This window comes from Embleya sp. NPDC050154 (assembly GCF_044460165.1).
Taxonomy (GTDB): domain Bacteria; phylum Actinomycetota; class Actinomycetes; order Streptomycetales; family Streptomycetaceae; genus Embleya.
Window position 1 is genome coordinate 476,530 of sequence record NZ_JBITJP010000001.1, and the last position, 16,830, is coordinate 493,359.

Consider the following 16,830-nt stretch of genomic DNA (forward strand, 5'->3'; position numbering starts at 1 on the left):
ACCACGGTCGCGTGACCGTGGTGGACCGGGTCGTGTGCTTTTCGGGCGTCGCGCGCGTTGCGCTTTTCGCGCGCCTCCCGCGCTCGACCGCGCGTGGCGTCAGCCTGCGGTCAGGCCGCTGTCGTTGTGCAGGACGGCGCCGTGCACGTTGCGGGCCTCCTCGGAGGCCACGAAGGAGAACATCGCGGCGATGTCCTCCGGCTGGGCCATCGGGCGCGGCGTCATCGCCCGGCCGACCAGATCCCAGTCGACGTCCGCCGGCATCTGGTAGTTGGCGACCAGGTTGGTGTCGATCCCGCCCGGCGCGATCGCGTTCACGCGCAGCGGCTGCTTGGCGAACTCCCAGGCCAGCGACCGGGTCAACTGCACCACGGCGCCCTTGCTCATGGTGTAGACCACGCTGTACGCCAGGCCCATCACAGCGGCGTTGGACGCGATGTTGACGATGTTGCCGGAACGCTCGAGCAGGTGTGGGATGGCCGCCTGGCACATGAAGAAGTAGCCGTCGATGTTGACGCCCATCATCCGCCGGTAGTCCGCCTCGGTGACCTCCAGGACGTGCTCGGCCCGCGCGATGCCGGCCACGTTGCCCAGTACGTCCAGCCCGCCGAACTCGGCCACTGCCGCCGCCACCGCCGTGAAGCACTCGTCCCGGTCCGCCACGTCGGTGACCCGGGTGACGACCTTCCCCGCGAGCCCGGCCGCCAGTTCCGCGGTCTCGGCCAGCGCCGCCGCCGCGATGTCCAGCGCGAAGACGTTCGCGCCCTCCGCCGCCAGGCGCAGCGTGGTCGCGCGGCCGACCCCCGAACCCGCTCCGGTGACCACCGCGGTCTTGCCGTCGAACCGGCCGGACACGTGGGCTATCGACATACGTTCACTCCATCGGACGAGAGCGGTATGGGACGCGAAAGGGCGCCCACGACCAGAGGTGACGGATCGTGCCACAGGCGGGTTGGGGAAACCAGGGTCATCGACGAGGCGGCGGGATGTCGCCGACGAACCCGCCGCACGCACGCGTACGGCCCGGCCGGGATGTCCCGGCCGGGCCGTACGTGGTGTCACCGGCGGGTCCTGTCGAGGCTCCGGGGTGGGAGTCTCGGGTGGCCTGCCCGGTGGTGATTACGTGGCTTACGCGGTGGTGCCGGTGCCGGTGCCGGTGCTGTTGCGGCGGCGGCTCCAGGCGAAGGCGCCGAGGCCACCGACCAGGAGTACGCCGGCCGAGGCGCCGAGCACGATCGCGCTCGAGTTGTCCGAACCGGTCTCCGCGAGCGACGCGGGGGCGGTGTCGTCGACCGGGGTCACCTCGGGCTTGCCGACGGGCGGCGTGCTGCTGGTCTCCTCGACGGCGGGGGCCGAGGAGGAGGTCGCGGGCTTGCTGGTCTCCACCGGCGGCTTGGTGGATGCCGTCGGCGGCTTCGTGGTCTCGACGGGCGGCTTCGTGGTCTCGACCGGCGGCTTGGTGGTCTCCACCGGGGGCTTCGTCGTCGGCGGCTTGGTCGTCGGCGGCGTCGTGGTCGGCGGGGCGCACTTGTCGCCGCCGTTCCACGCCGTGATCAGGTTCGCGATCGTGCTGCGGGGGTACGCCGGCAGCGGGTTGGCCACGCCGTCGTACTTCTTGCCGTTCCCGTACAGGTCGACCTGCCCGAAGCAGGTCGGTCGGTACGCGCTCACGTCGAGCGTGACCTTCGGGTTCTTCTTGCTGAGCTTCTTGGAGTCCCAGCCGAGGAACTTCTGGGTGCCCGAGGTCGGCCAGGTCGGACCCTCGGTGTTGTACGAGGCGAGCGAAACCGCGTACTCGCACTTGTTCTTCGGCTTGTCCTTGAGCCGGACCTCGATCCGGGTCACCAGGGTGCCGTCCATCCGGCCGCTGGTGGTCCAGTGCTTGCCGCCGTCGAGCGAGTACTCCACGCCGACCCGGGCGCAGGTGTCGTGGTCCTGCTTGGCCTCGGCGGTGCCGGCCATGACGACCGGCAGCGCGAGCGCGAGTACACCGACGCCGACGGCGCCCGATATGTGCCTGCTGATGTGCAGCTGCACTGAAGTGCTCCTGAAACTGGAAGGGGGTGCCTGCTTCGGGACGAACCCGCGCCCGTCGTCCGGCGAGCGTCCGACGAACGTCCGGAGAGCGCGGAGAGCTTGGGAGCTCGGAGAACGTGGAGAACGTGGAGAACGTGCAGGGAGCGTGAAAGACGGTCGGACGAACGAGCGATCCCGGGATTGCCCCGAAGGCTTGGATTATGTCGGCTCGGCTCGCGAACGCAAGGCGGGCCCCCGGGCGGACGGGGCCTCGGCCTTCATCCGGGTAAAAGCGCGTCTACTGTGCGTGCCCAACTCCCCTGTCGGCACGCCGAGTTACCCGGCCGGGCCCGCCGAGCGCCGCACCGACGACGGCGGTGGGCGTCGTGTTCGGGACCGGACGTCCTACCCACCGGTAGGACCGGCACCGTCCGGCGAACCCGACCGCGCGTGGCCGCACGCAATATTTCGGGAGGCCGATCCCGCCTGACCGGTATGACAAATCGTCGTCGACCTCATGGGGGCACACCAGGATGAGACCCGAGAAGGAGCGTCTGTTCGACGAGTTCGTCACGACCCGCTACCACGCGCTGCGGCGCACCGCGTATCTGCCGTGCGGGGACTGGCGCCAGCAGGAGACCGGAGGAGCACTCCCCGCCTGGACCGACTGCGTACGCGGAACCCTCCCCGACGGCTCGCGGACCGTCACCGGTTCACGAACCCTCGACGACGGCGACACGACCGTGGAAGTCCTCATCCTGATGCCGGACGGCACCGCACGCGCACTCATGTCGGGCACCCGCAACAGTCGGACCGGCGCACTGCTGGGCGGCCCCCCACTCACAGGACCCGAACTGTTCACCCTCGCCGCACAGCCGGACATCTTCTCGACCATCGCGCGAGGCCCTTCGGGCCCGCGCTGAACCGGCGGACCACCCGACCGGCGGCGCGGCGCTCCTCGCGGAAACGGATCCGAAACCGGGTGCGGCCGGGACTTGCGATCACCGCAGCGTGTTGCCGTGGCGGAGGAACTCGGGCAGCCACGACGGCGCTCGCGTGCGATCGGTCATCGCCCTGTACCTGGCTGACATCGCCTCGTCGTTCCGCTCGACCTCCGCGCGCAGGATGTCCGTGCGCTCGTTCTGGTCGGCGTGCGCCAGAAGAGCCCCGACCAGCGCGGGCAACGTGCCGCTGGGCACGGCGAACGTCTGCCACCGATACTCGCCGGTCGGCAGCTCGTACTGCGCCTTCAGCAGGTCGGGGTCGTACTCGAATCGAAGCAGCTTCCAGTCACGCTCGGGCCGAGTCATGGCCTCTCCTCCAGGTGTGGGGTGGGGTGGTAGTGGCAGTCACGGCAGTCGGTGGCGGTCGGGCGATCCCGGCCGGGAGAGAGTGACGAACCCGGTCCCGCAAACGCGCCGGTGGCTGCGGGACCGGGCGCCACCGCCCGCAGGTGACGACAGCGGGCGGCATCGGGCGGGGTTCACCCACCCGAGTTCGAGATCCGACCGAGCGGCGGAGTCGGAAACGTCCGCATCAGATACATCCGAGACTCGTGCACCAGCGCCGTGAGCTCGGCCCGCGTCACGTCCAACGGCGCACGGCCGGGGACTTCGATCCGGATGGGATGGTGCTCGTTACCGGACGGGCCCACACGCATCTCGGTCGTGCCCGGCATGATGCGCTCCTGACTGCGATACGGCTCGAACAGGACGATTATCGCGATCCGCAAGGTGCGATCCGATGCCGCTGTCGATGGCAATTCGATGGCATTACCGGGCTGTTTCGCTGTTCCCGATGCCGGCTGTCGTTACCGTGGTGTCACCGCAGGCGCGCGAATCTGGGGACCACATGGCGATCGACCGCACACCGAACACCCGACTGCGTGCAGTGCGCGAGGACCAATGGCGGCAATCGCGAGCCGAGTTCGCCCTTGAGCTCCAAGCCAAGGCCGACGAGATCGGCGAACGTCAGATCTCCGTCGACGCTCGCCTCATCGCCCGCTGGGAGGACGGCGAGACGGCACGGCCACGACCGATCTATCGACGCGTCCTCGTCGCCCTCACCGGCCTGTCCGAGGTGGAACTGGGCATCGGACCGAAACGCCCGGAGGTGGCAGCGGATCGCCCATCGCTCGTGCCTACGGTGGGCCCTGTGGACCGCCGCCAGTTCCTCGCCCTCACCTGCGCCTCATCCATGCCGATCGCGACACCCGGTGCACGAGGAGGACGCCCGATCGACCCAGCGATAGTCGACTACTTCCGCGAACAGCTCGACGGCCACTACCGAGCAGATGTAATGCTCGGCCCCCACAACCTGATCCCTACCGTCGTCGTGCAGTACCAACTGATCGTGAGACTGCTTGACGAAGCGATGGGAGACACACGTCGGAAGCTGCTACAGGTCGCCGCTGCTTACACCGGACTGACGACGTGGCTCTACCAAGACGTCGGCGACCTCGGCCAGGCCGCGATGTGGGCAAACCACACCCTGGAACTTGCCCACCGCGCGGACGACCGGCAGCTCGTCGGCCATGCACTCACCAACAAAGCAATGGTGGCCATGGATGCCGGGGACGGACAGGCCACAGTCGAACTGACCGCCTCGGCCCTGCGGGATTCGAAGCAACTCTGCGCGAAGGTCCGCGTCCAGGCCATGCAGCAGGCAGCCCACGGGCACGCCCTGCTCGGTGAACGCGCTCGCGTCGACATCCTCCTCGACGGCGCCGCCCGATTGATGGGGCGTGTCGACGACGATTTCCCATGGGGCAACGCATGCCGACGGTCCTGCGATTACATCGAGATCCAGCGAGCCACGTGCTACAGCCGCATGCACCTGGGCGCGGAGGCAATCCGGCTATGGGACCAGGTATTGACGGCCCTGCCGCCGACGTCTCGGAGAGACGGCGGCGTGTTCCTTGCCAGGCAGGCGTCCGCTCTCGCCGACCAGGGCCGTCTGGCCGAGACGATCGACGCCCTCACAGGCGCCGTGCAAACCGCACACGAGACGGGATCTGCGCGGCTCCAACGTGAGATCACTGCGACTTGGTCGCAACTCGCCCCCTGGCAATACGACCCCACGGTGAGGCAGGCTGAGCAACTGGTCGCCGAACTAGGCAGCCCTGCCGGTCGATTCTGAGGAGCGCACCGTGGGAGAACGCACACCCCTGGCCGCCGAGGACGTAGCCGCGCGGCTCGCCGAGCGCGACGGCTGGTCGGGAGACACCACCGGCATCACGAAGAGCTTCGCCATCGACTTCCAGACCGGTGCCCGTCTCATCGGGAACGTCGCCCTGATCGCCAAGGAACTGGAACATCACCCGGATGTCGAACTCCACTGGGCGGAAACCCGGTTCAGCATGACGACCTACACGGCAGGCGGCGTCGTCACGGAACTCGACTTCAAACTAGCCGACGCCATCGACGCAATCGCGGACAGGTAACCCGGCCGGGTCGCTGGCATGCTCAACGCCGAATGCCCCGACGGCCTGGCTGCGCGCGTTGCGCATGAGTGGCTCCTCGCCGACGCTCCCCAGGTGTACGAGATGCGATCCGGCTGATCGCCCGGTCCGCCGAGGCCGGAGGACGCCGCGACGCCACGCCCAGCATCCGCGCTCTGCTGCTCGACCGAGTCGCCTGGGCTCACGCCCGAGCCCACCACAGGGACCGCCGAGCCCGGCTCAATGACCGAGGCAAGGCGAGGCCGGCCGTTAACTGGTCGCCAGAGCCGTAGCCGTGCGCCCGACTCCAGGCCCGACGCAAGGCCGGGATCATGACCCGGATCACAAAGCGCGCGAAGAAAGGGTGACAGGGTGTTGTCGCGGCAGGCTGCGACCGTCGACGGCATGACGATCACGGATGAGGACTGCCTCCCCGAAACCCTGGCCTTCAACGCGCAGTTCGAGGCTGCCGCCGCGAGCCGACCGACTCGGGCGCAGGCGCCGAGTCCGGCCACGCTGGCGCTCCTGCGGCGCAACCGGCTCGGCGGGGACACGCCGCCCGTGCGGCTGCCGCACGGCCGGGACCGCGTCGTCGACGGCGGCGTGAAGGTACGGGTCTTCGAACCGGACCACGCCGACGGCGTGTACCTGCACATTCACGGAGGCGGCTGGGTGTTCGGGTCCGCGGGCGGACAGGACGAGCGGCTTTGGCAGCTCGCCGAGCAGGCGCGGCTGGCCGTGGTGAGCGTCGAGTACCGCCTCGCACCGGAACATCCGTTCCCCGCCGGGCCCGACGACTGCGAGGCCGCCGCCCGGTGGCTGGTGAAACACGCCGCCGCCGAGTTCGGTACCGAACGGCTGCTGATCGGCGGCGAATCGGCCGGCGCCCACCTGAGTGTCCTGACCCTGCTGCGCCTTCGCGACCGGTACGGCATCACCGGCGCGTTCCGGGCGGCCCACCTGCTCTTCGGCCCGTACGACCTGTCGATGACGCCGAGCCAGCGCAGGTTCGGCTCCCGACAGTTGCTGAGCAATACCGACACGCTTCGAAGCGGCTATGAGCTGTTCACGCCGGGGATGGGAGAAGAGCAGCGCCGCGCACCGGAGGTCTCGCCCCTGTTCGCGGATCCGACCGGGCTGCCGCCCGCCCGGATCGTCGTCGGAACCGAGGATCCGCTGCTGGACGACTCGCTGTTCCTGGCCGCACGATGGCAGGCGGCGGGTGCGCGCGTGCACCTCGATGTCGTCGCCGGCGCGATGCACGGCTTCACGCTGTTTCCACTGACCATCACCGAGCGGGAGCTGCGGCGACAGCGGGACTTCCTGGCCTCGGCGTGAAGGTAGCGTCGGCGGCATGAAACGCACTGCGCGGCTGTACGCGCTGGTCGAAGAGTTGCGCGCGGCGGCGCCGCGGCCTCTGACGGTCGCGAGGCTCGCCGCGCGGTTCGAGGTCGGCACCCGCACGGTACAGCGCGACCTGCAAACCCTGATGCAGGCCGGTGTCCCGGTGCGCTCCATACCCGGGCGCGGCGGCGGCTGGTCGATCGACCCGAAGACGACCCTGCCCCCGATCCACCTCACCCTCGACGAGGCCTCGGCGCTGACCGCCGCACTGGCCGCGGCCGACGCCTCCACCCCCTACGCCGGCGCGGCCCGCACCGCGGCGCAGAAGATCGTGGCCTCGATGACCGGCCCCGCCTCGGTGGCGGCCCGAGAACTCGCCGCACGAATCGTCACCCTGCCCACCCCCGGCGACTCGGCGATCCGTACCGCGGTGGAGCGCTCCCTCGCCGACAACCTGGTGCTGCGGCTGTCGTACACCGACGCGACAGGACACGAAAGCGACCGCGTCGTGGAACCGGCCGGGCTGCTCACCGCCGACGGCCGCTGGTACCTCATCGCCTGGTGCCGAACCCGCCGAGCCGGCCGAGGCTTCCGACTGGACCGAATCGCAGCGGCGACGCCAACCGGTGAACACGCCAACCCTCACGACCTGACCACCCTCCTCCTCGGCTCGGCCGCCGCCGACGCGACACCACCCACCGCTCTGGCCTCCCTCGGCCCTCCCCCATGAGAATCCGAAGACACCACCCCGGCGGACCCGCCGGTCGTATCCGAGGAGCGCACCGTGGGAGAACGCACACCCCTGGCCGCCGGGGACGTAGCCGCGCGGCTCGCCGAGCGCGACGGCTGGTCGGGAGACACCACCGGCATCACGAAGAGCTTCGCCATCGACTTCCGGACCGGTGCCCGTCTCATCGGGAGCGTCGCCCTGATCGCCAAGGAACTGGAACATCACCCGGATGTCGAACTCCATTGGGCGGAAACCCGGTTCAGCATGACGACCTACACGGCAGGCGGCGTCGTCACGGAACTCGACTTCAAACTCGCCGACGCCATCGACGCAATCGCGGGCAGGTAGCCCTGCGGGTCTCCCCGGTGACTGCCGGACCACGGCAACATCGGGCAGACCTCGTCGAGTTGCTGCGGCAACGGCACCGGTTCCGCTTCGTGGACGGTCGTCCGCTCGTCTTGACGCGGCGGCCGCACAACGACGCCGGTGCGAGCCGGACCTCCCAGGTGTCGTTATGGCCTTGCCGTGTCCGCGGAAGCCGGCGATGCTGAGCCGGTGCCAGGACAAGGGAAGAGAAGGCGTCGGCGGCAGGACGACGCACGGCGAACCGCCGCTCGCTTCGCGCCCGACGCGGGCTGTTGGGAGGTGCTCTTCGAGACCCAGGACGAGGTGGCGTGGCGCGCGCACATCCGCGATCTTCGGGCGACGGACCGGCAGATCGACTGGACGGCGGTGCGGATGGACACGTTCTGTGGGCGCCTGATCCGGCCGACCACCTACCGGTTGAGCGTCTTCGTACCGACCCCCAAGCCCCCGGATCCGGGCCGGGGCTCCGCGGCGTGATCCCCTGAGCGGTCCGGGCCGTGGGCGGCGGCCCGTGGGCCGTGGCAGACGATCCCCGGGCCGCGGTCGAGGCTGCGCGCCCACGGTCACCTGTCTCCCCCCATCACCCCCGTCACCGCGGCCGGGCGGGCGGAAGCCCGACTCCTGGCCCTGCGACTGGTCCGCACGCTGATGCCCGGCGGGCAGGCCGGCCGTCACGTCGATACCTATGCGCAGCACGCACCGGCCGACACCCGGGCATCCCTGGAACTCGCGCGCGCCTCCACCGAGACGGCCGACACCCTCGCCGAGATCGTGCCGCTGGTCCCGGAGGCGGCCTACCTCACCGCCTCCGGGCTCGTCACACTCAACAGCTACAACCGGGCACCGGTACCGGCATGGCCCGGGGGGTCAACGTGCGGTCGGGACGTTCACGCGGGGGGTGGTCGGGGTGGGCGTGGGGGTGGTTGCCTGGGCCGGGTGTTCGCGCAGGAGCAGGCCGGCGGTGAGTGCCACCAGGCAGGCGGTGAGGCCGTGGACGCCGAGGGCCGTGGCGGCGGAGCCGTCGTTGCTCAGCACGATTGTCATGTCGCCGGCCGGGATGAAGGTCATCGCGAGCATCGTCCAGCCCAGTGCCCGACGGTGTCCGGTCAGCAGGAGGGCGAGCATGACCAGCCCGGTGCCGATGTCGCGGACGCCCTTGACGGCGAGGAACCCGGTGCCCTGGTGTTCGGGCCAGGTGGGCAGGCCGAAGCCGGACGCGGTCGACTGCGGGGCGAACAGGTAGGCCAGGCCGACGTAGATGATGAACGCGCCACCGAGCGCGGCCAGGATGGTGGTCAGGTTCCTGAGCTTCATGGGTGTTCTCCCGAGTGTCGGGCCGGTGGGACCGGCGGTCGTCGCCTTGTGGGGAAAACACTCGCCGGATGGCCCTGGAAGGCACATGGAAGCGACTTGGAGGCAACCCGGAGGGCGAGCGAAGAGCCGCCGGGGCCGGTCGGTGGGGGTGTGCGATTGAGGCGATCATGAAGGGGTTCGCGGGGTGGTTCGGCGAGGGGAGTGGGGACGTCGCGATACGGGACCAACTGCCGGGCATCGGCGGCGCGGTGGGCACCGCGGCGGTGTCCGGGCGGGCTGCGACAAGGCACTGGATCGGCTCCTCGTACTCCACGAGGCGCAACCGCGGACCCGGTTCAGATGAGGCGCCGTTGAAGGGCGACTGCGACGGCGGCGGCCCGGTTGTCCACGCCCAGCTTGGCGAAGACGTGCTTGAGGTGCGTCTTCACCGTGGTCTCGCTGATCAGCAGGACACGGGCGACCTCCTTGTTGGCGGCGCCGCGGGCGATGAGCGCCAGCACCTCCACTTCCCTGGGACTGGGCACCGTGGCGGGGACGGGGGCGAGGCGTCCCATCAGGTGGGCGGTGACGGCCGGGGCGAGCACCCGGCCGCCCGCGCCCGCCGTACGTACGGCCGCGTGCAACTCCTCGCGCGGCGCGTCCTTCAGGAGATAGCCGGCCACACCCTCGGCCAGCGCCCGCGAGATGTCCCCGTCTCCGTCGTAGGTGGTCAACACGATCACGCGGACGTCCGGCTGTTCGACGCGCAACCGGCGGATCGCGCCGAGCCCGTCCAGGACCGGCATGCGCAGGTCCATCAGCACTACGTCGGGCCGTTCGGTGCGGGCGGCGGCCAACGCCTCCCGGCCGTCTCGCGCCTCGGCGACCACCGTGATGTCGGTCAGCCCGTCGAACATCCCCCGCAGTCCGTCCCGGACCACCGGATGGTCGTCGACGATCATCAACCGCAAGGGATGCTCAGGCACACTGCGGTCCCTTCGCCCGGAGCCGACTCCACGGTGACCGTTCCCCCCGCGTGAGCGGCGCGTTCGCGCATCGCGGCCAGACCGTACCCGGCCCGCGCGGCACTGGGCACGAATCCCGCGCCGTCGTCGAGCACGTCGAGCGTCACCTCGCCGTCCATGTAGCTCAACGTCAGCGCCACCCGCTTCGCCCCTGCGTGCCTGGCGACATTCGCCAGGCTCTCCTGCGCGGCCCGCAGCACGGTGGCCTCCACATCGGCACCCAGCCGTCGCGGCACCCCGTCGATGGTCACCTCGGCGGGCACCCCGGTCTCGGCGCTCCAGCGCGCGGCGACCGAGACCAGCGCGCCGTGCAACGACGCGCCCTCCAACGGCTCGGGACGCAGCGCCTCCACCGAGCGCCGCGCCTCCACCAGGCTGTCACGGGCCAGCCCCTTGGCCAACGCCACCCTTCGGCGCAGCACGACCGGATCATCGATGTTCTGCTCCGCCGCCTCCAGTTGGGCGACGATGCCGCTGAATCCCTGGGCCAGGGTGTCGTGGATCTCCCGGGCGAGCCGGGCCCGTTCCTCCAACACCCCGATGCTCCGGCTCCGCTCACCCTGCCGGACGAGGTGGTTGGCGAACAGGCCCATGACGATCACCAGCCCCACCGAGCCGACCGCCGGACCGAAGGACACGGGATCGCGCAGAACCTCCGACAACGGCGCAACCGCGGCCGTGGCGGTGACCACCAGCAGCGCCGCACCAAGGTAGCCCCACCGGGTGGGCAGCAGCAGATACGGCAGCGAGAACATGCCGTACACCAGCATCTCGTACGCCGGATCGCGGCGGATCAGCACGATCAGCAACGCGATCAACACCAGCAGGTGCCAGCCCATGGGGTTGAGTCGTTCCAGCAGATGCGGACGCCTGGCGACGAAAAGCGCGTACCACCCGCCCATGAACGCGGCCAGGCCGAGCGTCGTCCAATCCGACCCGCCATGGGCGAAGGCCGCGGCCGAGGAGATCCCCAGGCACGCGAAGAAGAGCAGGTGGAAAGCCCTGATCCAGCGCGCCCCCGCATCGATCACCGGTTCACTCCCAGCGGAACAACACGGCTGCCGTAGCCGTGCACACCACGATAACGGCGGCCATGATCAGCAGCGAAGTCGCCGACGGCGTCCCCGACCAGCTGTCGTGCAGCGCGTCCACGCCGTGCGCGAGCGGAAGGTGCCTGCCTATCCGCAGGACGTTCGCGTGCAGGTCCTCGCGCGGGATGACGGCGCCGCACAGGAAAATCATCGGGAACAGGACCATCAGCCCCAGCAGACTCGCGGCGTGTCCTCCCGGTGCCACGGCCGCGATCAGGAAACCGACGGAATACACCATCAGCGCGCACAGCAGGAACGCCGCCACCGGCCAGGCCGGGTTGGCGGGCCGGTCCAGGCCGAAACCGAGCGCGCCGACGCCGACGATGACCGCCGCTCCGGCCAGGGCCATCGCAAGCTGCGCCGCCACCTGGCCGATCAGGACGGCGAGCGGGCTGATCGGCGTGGCCTTCAGGCGGCGCAGCACCTTGCGCTCGCGGTAGACGGCCAGCACCTCCGGCAGCGCGGCGATACCGCCGATCGCCAGGATCATCACGATGTAGCCGGGCACAAGCGCCTCGGCCCGACCGTCCTCGCCGCTCTTGCCGCCGTCGCCGCCGTTGATCACCAGCAGCATCAGTGGAAACGCCACCATGAAGAACAAGGCGGCCGGATCTCGGGTCAGCAGCCGCAGTTCGCTCAACGAGAGCTGCGCGACCCCTCTCATCGTCCCTCCCGCATCAGCGCGAGATACGCCGCTTCGAGCGAGTCGAACCCGGCGTCCGCCGTCAGTTGGTGCGGGCTCCCCATCGCGCCCACCCTGCCCCGGGTGAGCACCACGACCCGGTCGCACAACGCGGCCACCTCGTCCATGAAGTGGCTGACCAGCACCACCGTCGTCCCCGACGCCCGCAGGTCGCCGATCAAAGTCCAGGTGTCCCGGCGCGCGATCGGGTCCAAGCCGGTGGTCAGCTCGTCGAGCACCACCAACTCGGGCGCGCCGATCAGCGCCAACGCGAGCTGAACACGCTGCTTCTGACCGCCGGACAGCTTTCCGAACGCCTGGTCGGCGATCGGGGTCAGCCCCCAACGTTCCAGCACCGCACGCCAGTTGTCGGGTCGACGGTAAAACGCCGCGAACAGCCGCAGCGCCTCCGCGACCCGCAGGCCGGCGGGCACCTCGCTCTCCTGGAGCTGCGCGCCGACCCGCTCGGCGAGTTCCCGCCGCCTGCGTTCCGGGTCGAGGCCCAGCACCCGCACCTGTCCGGCGTCGGGCCTGCGCAGCCCGATCAGGCATTCCACGGTGGTCGTCTTGCCGGCGCCGTTGGGCCCGACCACGCCCAGGATCTCCCCCTGGGCAACGGTGAACGACACCCCGTCCACAGCCGTGGTCGCACCGTAAGACTTGCGCAGACCGCGCACTTCTATCGCTGTCATGTCTCCAGGCTGCTCCGGCGTCTCACCCCGCACCATCCCCCGGGAAGGCGTGCGGCATCCTCCATCGGAAGGAGGTGCGGGCCCTCGCCGACGGCTAAGTTGGCGACATGAACGACAGCGGCACCGCCACTTCGGTGCACTTCACTTTCGACATCCCCTGCGTGTGGTCCTACTTCGCGTTCACCCGGCTCCAACGAGCCCTGACCCGCTTCCGCGTCGAAGGCGGACGCGCCGAAGTGGTCTTCCATCCCTTCCAATTGGCTCCCGAGGCGACCACTGAGGGCGAACCCAAGGTGGAGGTGCTTCGCAAGGCGTTCGGCATCGACCCCGCGCAGGCCATAGCCGAGATCACCGAACTCGCGGCGGCCGAGGGCCTCGTTCTGCGGCATGAGAAAGCGATCTTCTCCAACACCTTCGATGCGCACCGTCTTGTCGCCCTCGCAAGCGGCCAGGGCCTCGGGGAGCCGATGGTCGAGCGCCTCTTCCGCGCCCACCACACCGACGAGCTCAACGTGGCCCATCCCGATGTCCTGCGGAACCTCGCGTCCGAGGTCGGTGTCCGCTGGAGCGATGAAGGAGCCGCCGAGACCCGAGCCGAGCTCGACCGGGTCCGCCGCTCGGGCGTTCGCGGGGTCCCCGTCCTCCAGTTCGACGGCCGTCCCGCGAGCAGCGGCGCCCTCTCCGAACAGGACCTCCTGTCCGTCCTCACCAACGCCTGACCCCTGAGAAAGGTGCATCACCGTGACCGCTCGACCCTCCGTGTACGGCCCCGCGGTCTCCGAGCAGGACCGGCGCGATCTGGAGCAGCTCGTCGCGCAGATCGAGACCGGCTTCAACCGGAAGGACCCGGCCGTGATCGACGGACCCTTCAGCGACGACGCCGTCGTGATCGTCCCCGACGGCACGGTCCTGCGCGGCTGGAGCAACCTGTTCGAGTACCACACGGCCCGGCTGAACGGTCCCGTCACCGGCTGGACGACCCGCATCACGACGACGGACATCTCGTCCCCTGCCCCCGACCTCGCGATCCTCCACCTTCGCCAGGACACCACTACTCCGCAGGGAGCGTTCGCCAACCACGGCACGGCGGTAGCGGTCAGGAAGGACGGCGCGTGGTGGATAAGCGCCATGCAGAACACCAATGTCGCCTGAGCATCCGAGCACTGTGTGCCGCGGTCAGAGTTCGAAGAAAGGATGAACGAAGACGGCAGCGAGGACGGCGCCTCACCGGAGCTGTGTGACCTGCAGGGAAGGTGGTCACGGACGGCAGCGAGCTGTATGCGCGCGTCCGCGATCCACGCCCATGACGACCGGTATGGCGGCGAGCGCCTGGTTGTGGCCCGCTCGCAGGAACACATGGCGGCGCCGGTCGAGCAGTTCAGGGCGAGGCCGTTCGTGGACGCCGAACTGTGGGCGGACAAAATCGCTGAAGACGGCGTTCGCGGTGCCGGGCGCAATTCCCGATGCGACCGGCACCGGGACTGCGACAGAGTGAGCGCCATGACCGACACCTGGACCGGCTCGACATACGACGCGCGAAGCGACGCCCAGCACGCCTGGGGCACCGATGTACTCGCCCGCCTGGACATACCACCGAATTCGACCGTGCTGGACGCCGGTTGCGGCAGTGGACGCGTGACGGAGGAACTGCTGCGCCGCTTCCCGTCGGTCTCCGTGGTCGCCGTCGACGTATCGGAGAGCATGCTGAGCCAGGCGCGGACCCGCCTGGAGCCGCAGGAAGACCGCGTCGTCCTGCGCCGAGTCGACCTGGAAAGCCGGCTCCCGTTCGAGGACTCCGCCTTCGACGTCGTTCTCTCGACGGGTGCCCTGCACTGGGTGCGCGACCATGCCGCGTTCTTCGCCGACACCGCCCGCGTCCTGCGCCCGGGCGGGCACCTGGTCGCGCAGTGCGGCGGCCACGGCAGCCTGGCCCGAGTACGCGCCATCCTCGCCGACCTCGGTGTCGACACCTCCGGCCACAACCACTACGCCACCGCCGAGCAGACCACCGAACGACTGGCCACCGCCGGATTCACCGGCGCCCGGGCATGGCTCATGGACGCACCCGTGCCCTTCGACTCCGCCGGCGCCCTGGAGGACTTCCTCCTCCACGCCGCGCTGGGCCCCTACCTGACCGACCGGACCGAGGGCGAACGCCGCGACCTGGTCCGCACCGTCTCCGCGCGCCTGGAACGACCGGTACTCGACTTCGTGCGTCTGAACATGACGGCAACCGCCTCGGGCATCGCCTGACGATCTGGACTGCCCGGAGCCGCGCCGGCTCATCGAGGCGGACGGTGTCGTGCTCCCGGACCTACGAGGAGCCAAGTAGCCGCTCGAAGCCCTCGTTCGCGACGTCGGGTCGACGCACCTCAGAACATGGGTGGTCGCTATGACAGCGCCGGGTCGAGTCGGTACGCCGTGCTCGTACCCGGCTCCACAGGGATCTCACCCCGGAGCAGGCCGGCGTAAGCATCAGCGAACTTCAGCAGGACACCCGACCGGACCACACCGCGCGGCATCCGCGACGCCATGGTGCTGCTCGTCGACTTCTTCATGGCCGGCCGCTCGTCCGAACCGGCCGGGCTCAACCTGCACGACGTCGAGGAGATCCGCGGCGGTCTGCTCGACGAGCAGACCGGGGAACTCGTCGAAACGGAAGCTCTGTTGGTACACACCCGGGTGTCCAAGACGGACGTGCGCGCCACGGGCGTCGTGACCCGGATCCTCGCGCAGCCCGACACGCACCTGTGCCCGGTCCGCGCGATGCGGGCCTGGCGCGCCGTGCTCGACGAGCACGGACAGGATGTTCCCGGCCCGCTGGTGCGCCGCATCGACAAGCACGGTCGCATCGGCACGGACGCCGGCGGACGCCGCCCGAAGGACGCGCGCCGGGCGGGCGGCGTCACCGCCGAGACCATCCGCACCACCATGCCGCCCAGCTACCCGTTCCGGCAGAGCCGTTCCGCGTCGAACTGACCGGTCCCGACGGCCGAACCCGGGCATGGGGCCCGGAGAACGCGACGCAACGGATACAGGGCAGCGCCCTCGACTTCTGCCTCCGCGTCACCCAGCGCAGGTCCCGAGCCGATACCGACCTCACCGCGCACGGTGAGGACGCGCAGACGTGGCTCGACAACGCGCGCGTTTTCCTCTGAGCAGGAACTCCTCGGCTGTTCGTTCGCTGCGCCGTCCGGCCGAGCCGGTCCGCACGGCACGATTACCGTGGGCGAGTGGACGGCGATTCGGCTGCGGGTGTCGAGAACGGGGCGGCGTCTCCGTCCCAGGGACACAGTGGCCACGAGCGGCCGCGCGACAGTGGAGGACGACAAGTCATGGACCCCAAGCAGATCGCACAGGAGCTGGCCGACGCTCACGAGCTGTTGAGCCGGGCGTCGATGGCACGACTGGCATACAACGGACTCGAGGGGCTGCCACGTGTCATCCCGATCGGGATCTTCTGGACCGGCGACGAGATCGTCATGTCCACCGCGGCCACGGCGCCCAAGGTGGAAGCGCTGTCCGCCCGCCCCGAGGTTGCCCTGACCATCGACGCCGGCGACAGCCCGGGCTCGGCCAGGACACTGTCGGTGCGCGGCGTCGTGCACCTCACCATCGTCGACGGCGTGGTTCCGGAGTACCTCGCGGCCGCGCGGAAGAACTTCGACCCTGAGTACGCGGCCGAGTTCGAGCGGAACTGCCGGGCCATGTACGACCGGATGGCGCGTATCGCGGTCGAGCCGAAATGGGCACGGTTCTACGACTTCGGTACCGGCCGAGTGCCGCGGTTCCTCGCCGAACTCGCCGAGAAGTCGAGCTGACCGCGTCGCCACGGAGACTTCGACCGCTCACTCCCGGCGTGTCCTCCGGTAGTCCGGTCAACGACTCGATGCCGTCGACCGACACACACGACCGCCGATTCCGGAGACCTCGGACGCGGACGATTCCGCCGCCCGCTCGGACCGGGCGCCGGCGGACAGGGCCCATACGTCCGGGCCAACCGCGTCCACAGCTCCGAGTCGGTACCGCTGCCGAGGCCGGTGATCCGGGCGGCGCGGGCCGACCCGGTGGGCGTCGACCGGTGCGCCGGCCCCGTCGGCTTCGGCGAGAGCCCGGGATGGGCAGACGAGCGAGGTGTGCCCGCCCGTGTTC

General features: G+C 70.0%; 22 protein-coding genes. 13 read left to right on the forward strand and 9 right to left on the reverse strand.

Annotated features, from left to right (window positions below; translation table 11 throughout):
- Window positions 1–99: 99 nt before the first annotated feature.
- Complete coding sequence (locus tag ACIBSV_RS02195; protein WP_395858992.1) at window positions 100–870, reverse strand: SDR family NAD(P)-dependent oxidoreductase; 771 nt, start codon at window positions 868–870, stop codon at window positions 100–102.
- A gap of 258 nt (window positions 871–1,128) precedes the next feature.
- Entirely contained in the window at window positions 1,129–2,037 is a 909-nt protein-coding gene (locus tag ACIBSV_RS02200) for an LPXTG cell wall anchor domain-containing protein (protein ID WP_395858993.1), read from the reverse strand.
- Between the two features lie 512 nt (window positions 2,038–2,549).
- Here ACIBSV_RS02200 and ACIBSV_RS02205 point away from each other — a divergent pair.
- A complete protein-coding gene (locus tag ACIBSV_RS02205) occupies window positions 2,550–2,939 on the forward strand; it encodes a hypothetical protein (RefSeq protein ID WP_395858994.1) in 390 nt (129 codons plus the stop codon).
- Window positions 2,940–3,017: 78 nt separating this feature from the next.
- On the opposite strand, the gene ACIBSV_RS02210 is transcribed toward ACIBSV_RS02205, so the two are convergent.
- Together ACIBSV_RS02210 and ACIBSV_RS02215 are read right to left on the reverse strand one after the other, a co-directional pair.
- Window positions 3,018–3,326: a hypothetical protein gene (locus ACIBSV_RS02210; protein WP_395858995.1), complete on the reverse strand. Its 309-nt coding sequence runs from the start codon at window positions 3,324–3,326 to the stop codon at window positions 3,018–3,020.
- 173 nt (window positions 3,327–3,499) lie between these two features.
- On the reverse strand, window positions 3,500–3,748 hold the full coding sequence (locus ACIBSV_RS02215; protein ID WP_395858996.1) for a hypothetical protein: 249 nt from the start codon (window positions 3,746–3,748) through the stop codon (window positions 3,500–3,502).
- 11 nt (window positions 3,749–3,759) lie between these two features.
- On the opposite strand from ACIBSV_RS02215, the gene ACIBSV_RS02220 reads away from it, so the two are divergent.
- The 6 genes from ACIBSV_RS02220 to ACIBSV_RS02245 all read left to right on the forward strand — a co-directional run bounded on the left by ACIBSV_RS02220 (window position 3,760) and on the right by ACIBSV_RS02245 (window position 8,372).
- Window positions 3,760–5,154 carry a Twin-arginine translocation pathway signal gene (locus ACIBSV_RS02220; RefSeq protein WP_395858997.1) on the forward strand — a complete coding sequence of 465 codons (1,395 nt, stop codon included), beginning with the start codon at window positions 3,760–3,762 and terminating at the stop codon, window positions 5,152–5,154.
- A gap of 10 nt (window positions 5,155–5,164) precedes the next feature.
- A complete protein-coding gene (locus tag ACIBSV_RS02225) occupies window positions 5,165–5,458 on the forward strand; it encodes a 4a-hydroxytetrahydrobiopterin dehydratase (RefSeq protein WP_395858998.1) in 294 nt (97 codons plus the stop codon).
- A gap of 402 nt (window positions 5,459–5,860) precedes the next feature.
- The gene (locus ACIBSV_RS02230; RefSeq protein ID WP_395858999.1) at window positions 5,861–6,793 is read left to right on the forward strand and encodes an alpha/beta hydrolase; all 933 of its coding nucleotides are present in this window, start codon (window positions 5,861–5,863) and stop codon (window positions 6,791–6,793) included.
- 16 nt (window positions 6,794–6,809) lie between these two features.
- Window positions 6,810–7,529 carry a helix-turn-helix transcriptional regulator gene (locus ACIBSV_RS02235; RefSeq protein WP_395859000.1) on the forward strand — a complete coding sequence of 240 codons (720 nt, stop codon included), beginning with the start codon at window positions 6,810–6,812 and terminating at the stop codon, window positions 7,527–7,529.
- Window positions 7,530–7,583: 54 nt separating this feature from the next.
- Window positions 7,584–7,877, forward strand: coding sequence for a 4a-hydroxytetrahydrobiopterin dehydratase (locus ACIBSV_RS02240; protein WP_395859001.1), 294 nt, complete (start codon window positions 7,584–7,586; stop codon window positions 7,875–7,877).
- A gap of 297 nt (window positions 7,878–8,174) precedes the next feature.
- Complete coding sequence (locus ACIBSV_RS02245) at window positions 8,175–8,372, forward strand: hypothetical protein (RefSeq protein WP_395859002.1); 198 nt, start codon at window positions 8,175–8,177, stop codon at window positions 8,370–8,372.
- Between the two features lie 390 nt (window positions 8,373–8,762).
- Here ACIBSV_RS02245 and ACIBSV_RS02250 read toward each other — a convergent pair whose 3' ends face one another.
- From ACIBSV_RS02250 to ACIBSV_RS02270, 5 genes are all read right to left on the reverse strand, one after another.
- Entirely contained in the window at window positions 8,763–9,209 is a 447-nt protein-coding gene (locus tag ACIBSV_RS02250) for a DUF4267 domain-containing protein (protein WP_395859003.1), read from the reverse strand.
- A 335-nt stretch (window positions 9,210–9,544) separates the two neighbouring features.
- Entirely contained in the window at window positions 9,545–10,150 is a 606-nt protein-coding gene (locus ACIBSV_RS02255; protein WP_395859317.1) for a response regulator, read from the reverse strand.
- A complete protein-coding gene (locus tag ACIBSV_RS02260) occupies window positions 10,150–11,244 on the reverse strand; it encodes a sensor histidine kinase (RefSeq protein WP_395859004.1) in 1,095 nt (364 codons plus the stop codon). Before ACIBSV_RS02260 ends, ACIBSV_RS02255 begins: the two co-directional genes overlap by 1 nt.
- Before the next feature lie 4 nt (window positions 11,245–11,248).
- The gene (locus ACIBSV_RS02265; RefSeq protein WP_395859005.1) at window positions 11,249–11,968 is read right to left on the reverse strand and encodes an ABC transporter permease; all 720 of its coding nucleotides are present in this window, start codon (window positions 11,966–11,968) and stop codon (window positions 11,249–11,251) included.
- A complete protein-coding gene (locus tag ACIBSV_RS02270; RefSeq protein WP_395859006.1) occupies window positions 11,965–12,678 on the reverse strand; it encodes an ABC transporter ATP-binding protein in 714 nt (237 codons plus the stop codon). The genes ACIBSV_RS02265 and ACIBSV_RS02270 overlap by 4 nt, the downstream gene beginning before the upstream one ends.
- Window positions 12,679–12,785: 107 nt before the next feature.
- On the opposite strand from ACIBSV_RS02270, the gene ACIBSV_RS02275 reads away from it, so the two are divergent.
- From ACIBSV_RS02275 to ACIBSV_RS02300, 6 genes are all read left to right on the forward strand, one after another.
- Window positions 12,786–13,397, forward strand: coding sequence for a DsbA family oxidoreductase (locus ACIBSV_RS02275; protein WP_395859007.1), 612 nt, complete (start codon window positions 12,786–12,788; stop codon window positions 13,395–13,397).
- A gap of 22 nt (window positions 13,398–13,419) precedes the next feature.
- Window positions 13,420–13,830: an SgcJ/EcaC family oxidoreductase gene (locus ACIBSV_RS02280; RefSeq protein ID WP_395859008.1), complete on the forward strand. Its 411-nt coding sequence runs from the start codon at window positions 13,420–13,422 to the stop codon at window positions 13,828–13,830.
- 348 nt (window positions 13,831–14,178) lie between these two features.
- The gene (locus ACIBSV_RS02285; RefSeq protein ID WP_395859009.1) at window positions 14,179–14,931 is read left to right on the forward strand and encodes a methyltransferase domain-containing protein; all 753 of its coding nucleotides are present in this window, start codon (window positions 14,179–14,181) and stop codon (window positions 14,929–14,931) included.
- A 279-nt stretch (window positions 14,932–15,210) separates the two neighbouring features.
- Window positions 15,211–15,657: a hypothetical protein gene (locus ACIBSV_RS02290; protein ID WP_395859339.1), complete on the forward strand. Its 447-nt coding sequence runs from the start codon at window positions 15,211–15,213 to the stop codon at window positions 15,655–15,657.
- Entirely contained in the window at window positions 15,654–15,836 is a 183-nt protein-coding gene (locus ACIBSV_RS02295; protein WP_395859318.1) for a hypothetical protein, read from the forward strand. Before ACIBSV_RS02290 ends, ACIBSV_RS02295 begins: the two co-directional genes overlap by 4 nt.
- Before the next feature lie 177 nt (window positions 15,837–16,013).
- Window positions 16,014–16,499, forward strand: coding sequence for a pyridoxamine 5'-phosphate oxidase family protein (locus tag ACIBSV_RS02300; protein ID WP_395859010.1), 486 nt, complete (start codon window positions 16,014–16,016; stop codon window positions 16,497–16,499).
- Window positions 16,500–16,830: the final 331 nt, after the last annotated feature.

What these genes read in the sequence shown, in the direction of transcription:
- ACIBSV_RS02290 (WP_395859339.1), top strand. Translation starts at nt 15,211, where the DNA reads ATGGTGCTGCTCGTCGACTTCTTCATGGCCGGCCGCTCGTCCGAACCG.
- ACIBSV_RS02210 (WP_395858995.1), bottom strand. Translation starts at nt 3,326, where the DNA reads ATGACTCGGCCCGAGCGTGACTGGAAGCTGCTTCGATTCGAGTACGAC.
- ACIBSV_RS02255 (WP_395859317.1), bottom strand. Translation starts at nt 10,150, where the DNA reads ATGATCGTCGACGACCATCCGGTGGTCCGGGACGGACTGCGGGGGATG.
- ACIBSV_RS02235 (WP_395859000.1), top strand. Translation starts at nt 6,810, where the DNA reads ATGAAACGCACTGCGCGGCTGTACGCGCTGGTCGAAGAGTTGCGCGCG.
- ACIBSV_RS02275 (WP_395859007.1), top strand. Translation starts at nt 12,786, where the DNA reads ATGAACGACAGCGGCACCGCCACTTCGGTGCACTTCACTTTCGACATC.
- ACIBSV_RS02205 (WP_395858994.1), top strand. Translation starts at nt 2,550, where the DNA reads ATGAGACCCGAGAAGGAGCGTCTGTTCGACGAGTTCGTCACGACCCGC.
- ACIBSV_RS02285 (WP_395859009.1), top strand. Translation starts at nt 14,179, where the DNA reads ATGACCGACACCTGGACCGGCTCGACATACGACGCGCGAAGCGACGCC.
- ACIBSV_RS02270 (WP_395859006.1), bottom strand. Translation starts at nt 12,678, where the DNA reads ATGACAGCGATAGAAGTGCGCGGTCTGCGCAAGTCTTACGGTGCGACC.
- ACIBSV_RS02230 (WP_395858999.1), top strand. Translation starts at nt 5,861, where the DNA reads ATGACGATCACGGATGAGGACTGCCTCCCCGAAACCCTGGCCTTCAAC.
- ACIBSV_RS02265 (WP_395859005.1), bottom strand. Translation starts at nt 11,968, where the DNA reads ATGAGAGGGGTCGCGCAGCTCTCGTTGAGCGAACTGCGGCTGCTGACC.
- ACIBSV_RS02300 (WP_395859010.1), top strand. Translation starts at nt 16,014, where the DNA reads ATGGACCCCAAGCAGATCGCACAGGAGCTGGCCGACGCTCACGAGCTG.
- ACIBSV_RS02220 (WP_395858997.1), top strand. Translation starts at nt 3,760, where the DNA reads ATGCCGCTGTCGATGGCAATTCGATGGCATTACCGGGCTGTTTCGCTG.
- ACIBSV_RS02250 (WP_395859003.1), bottom strand. Translation starts at nt 9,209, where the DNA reads ATGAAGCTCAGGAACCTGACCACCATCCTGGCCGCGCTCGGTGGCGCG.
- ACIBSV_RS02195 (WP_395858992.1), bottom strand. Translation starts at nt 870, where the DNA reads ATGTCGATAGCCCACGTGTCCGGCCGGTTCGACGGCAAGACCGCGGTG.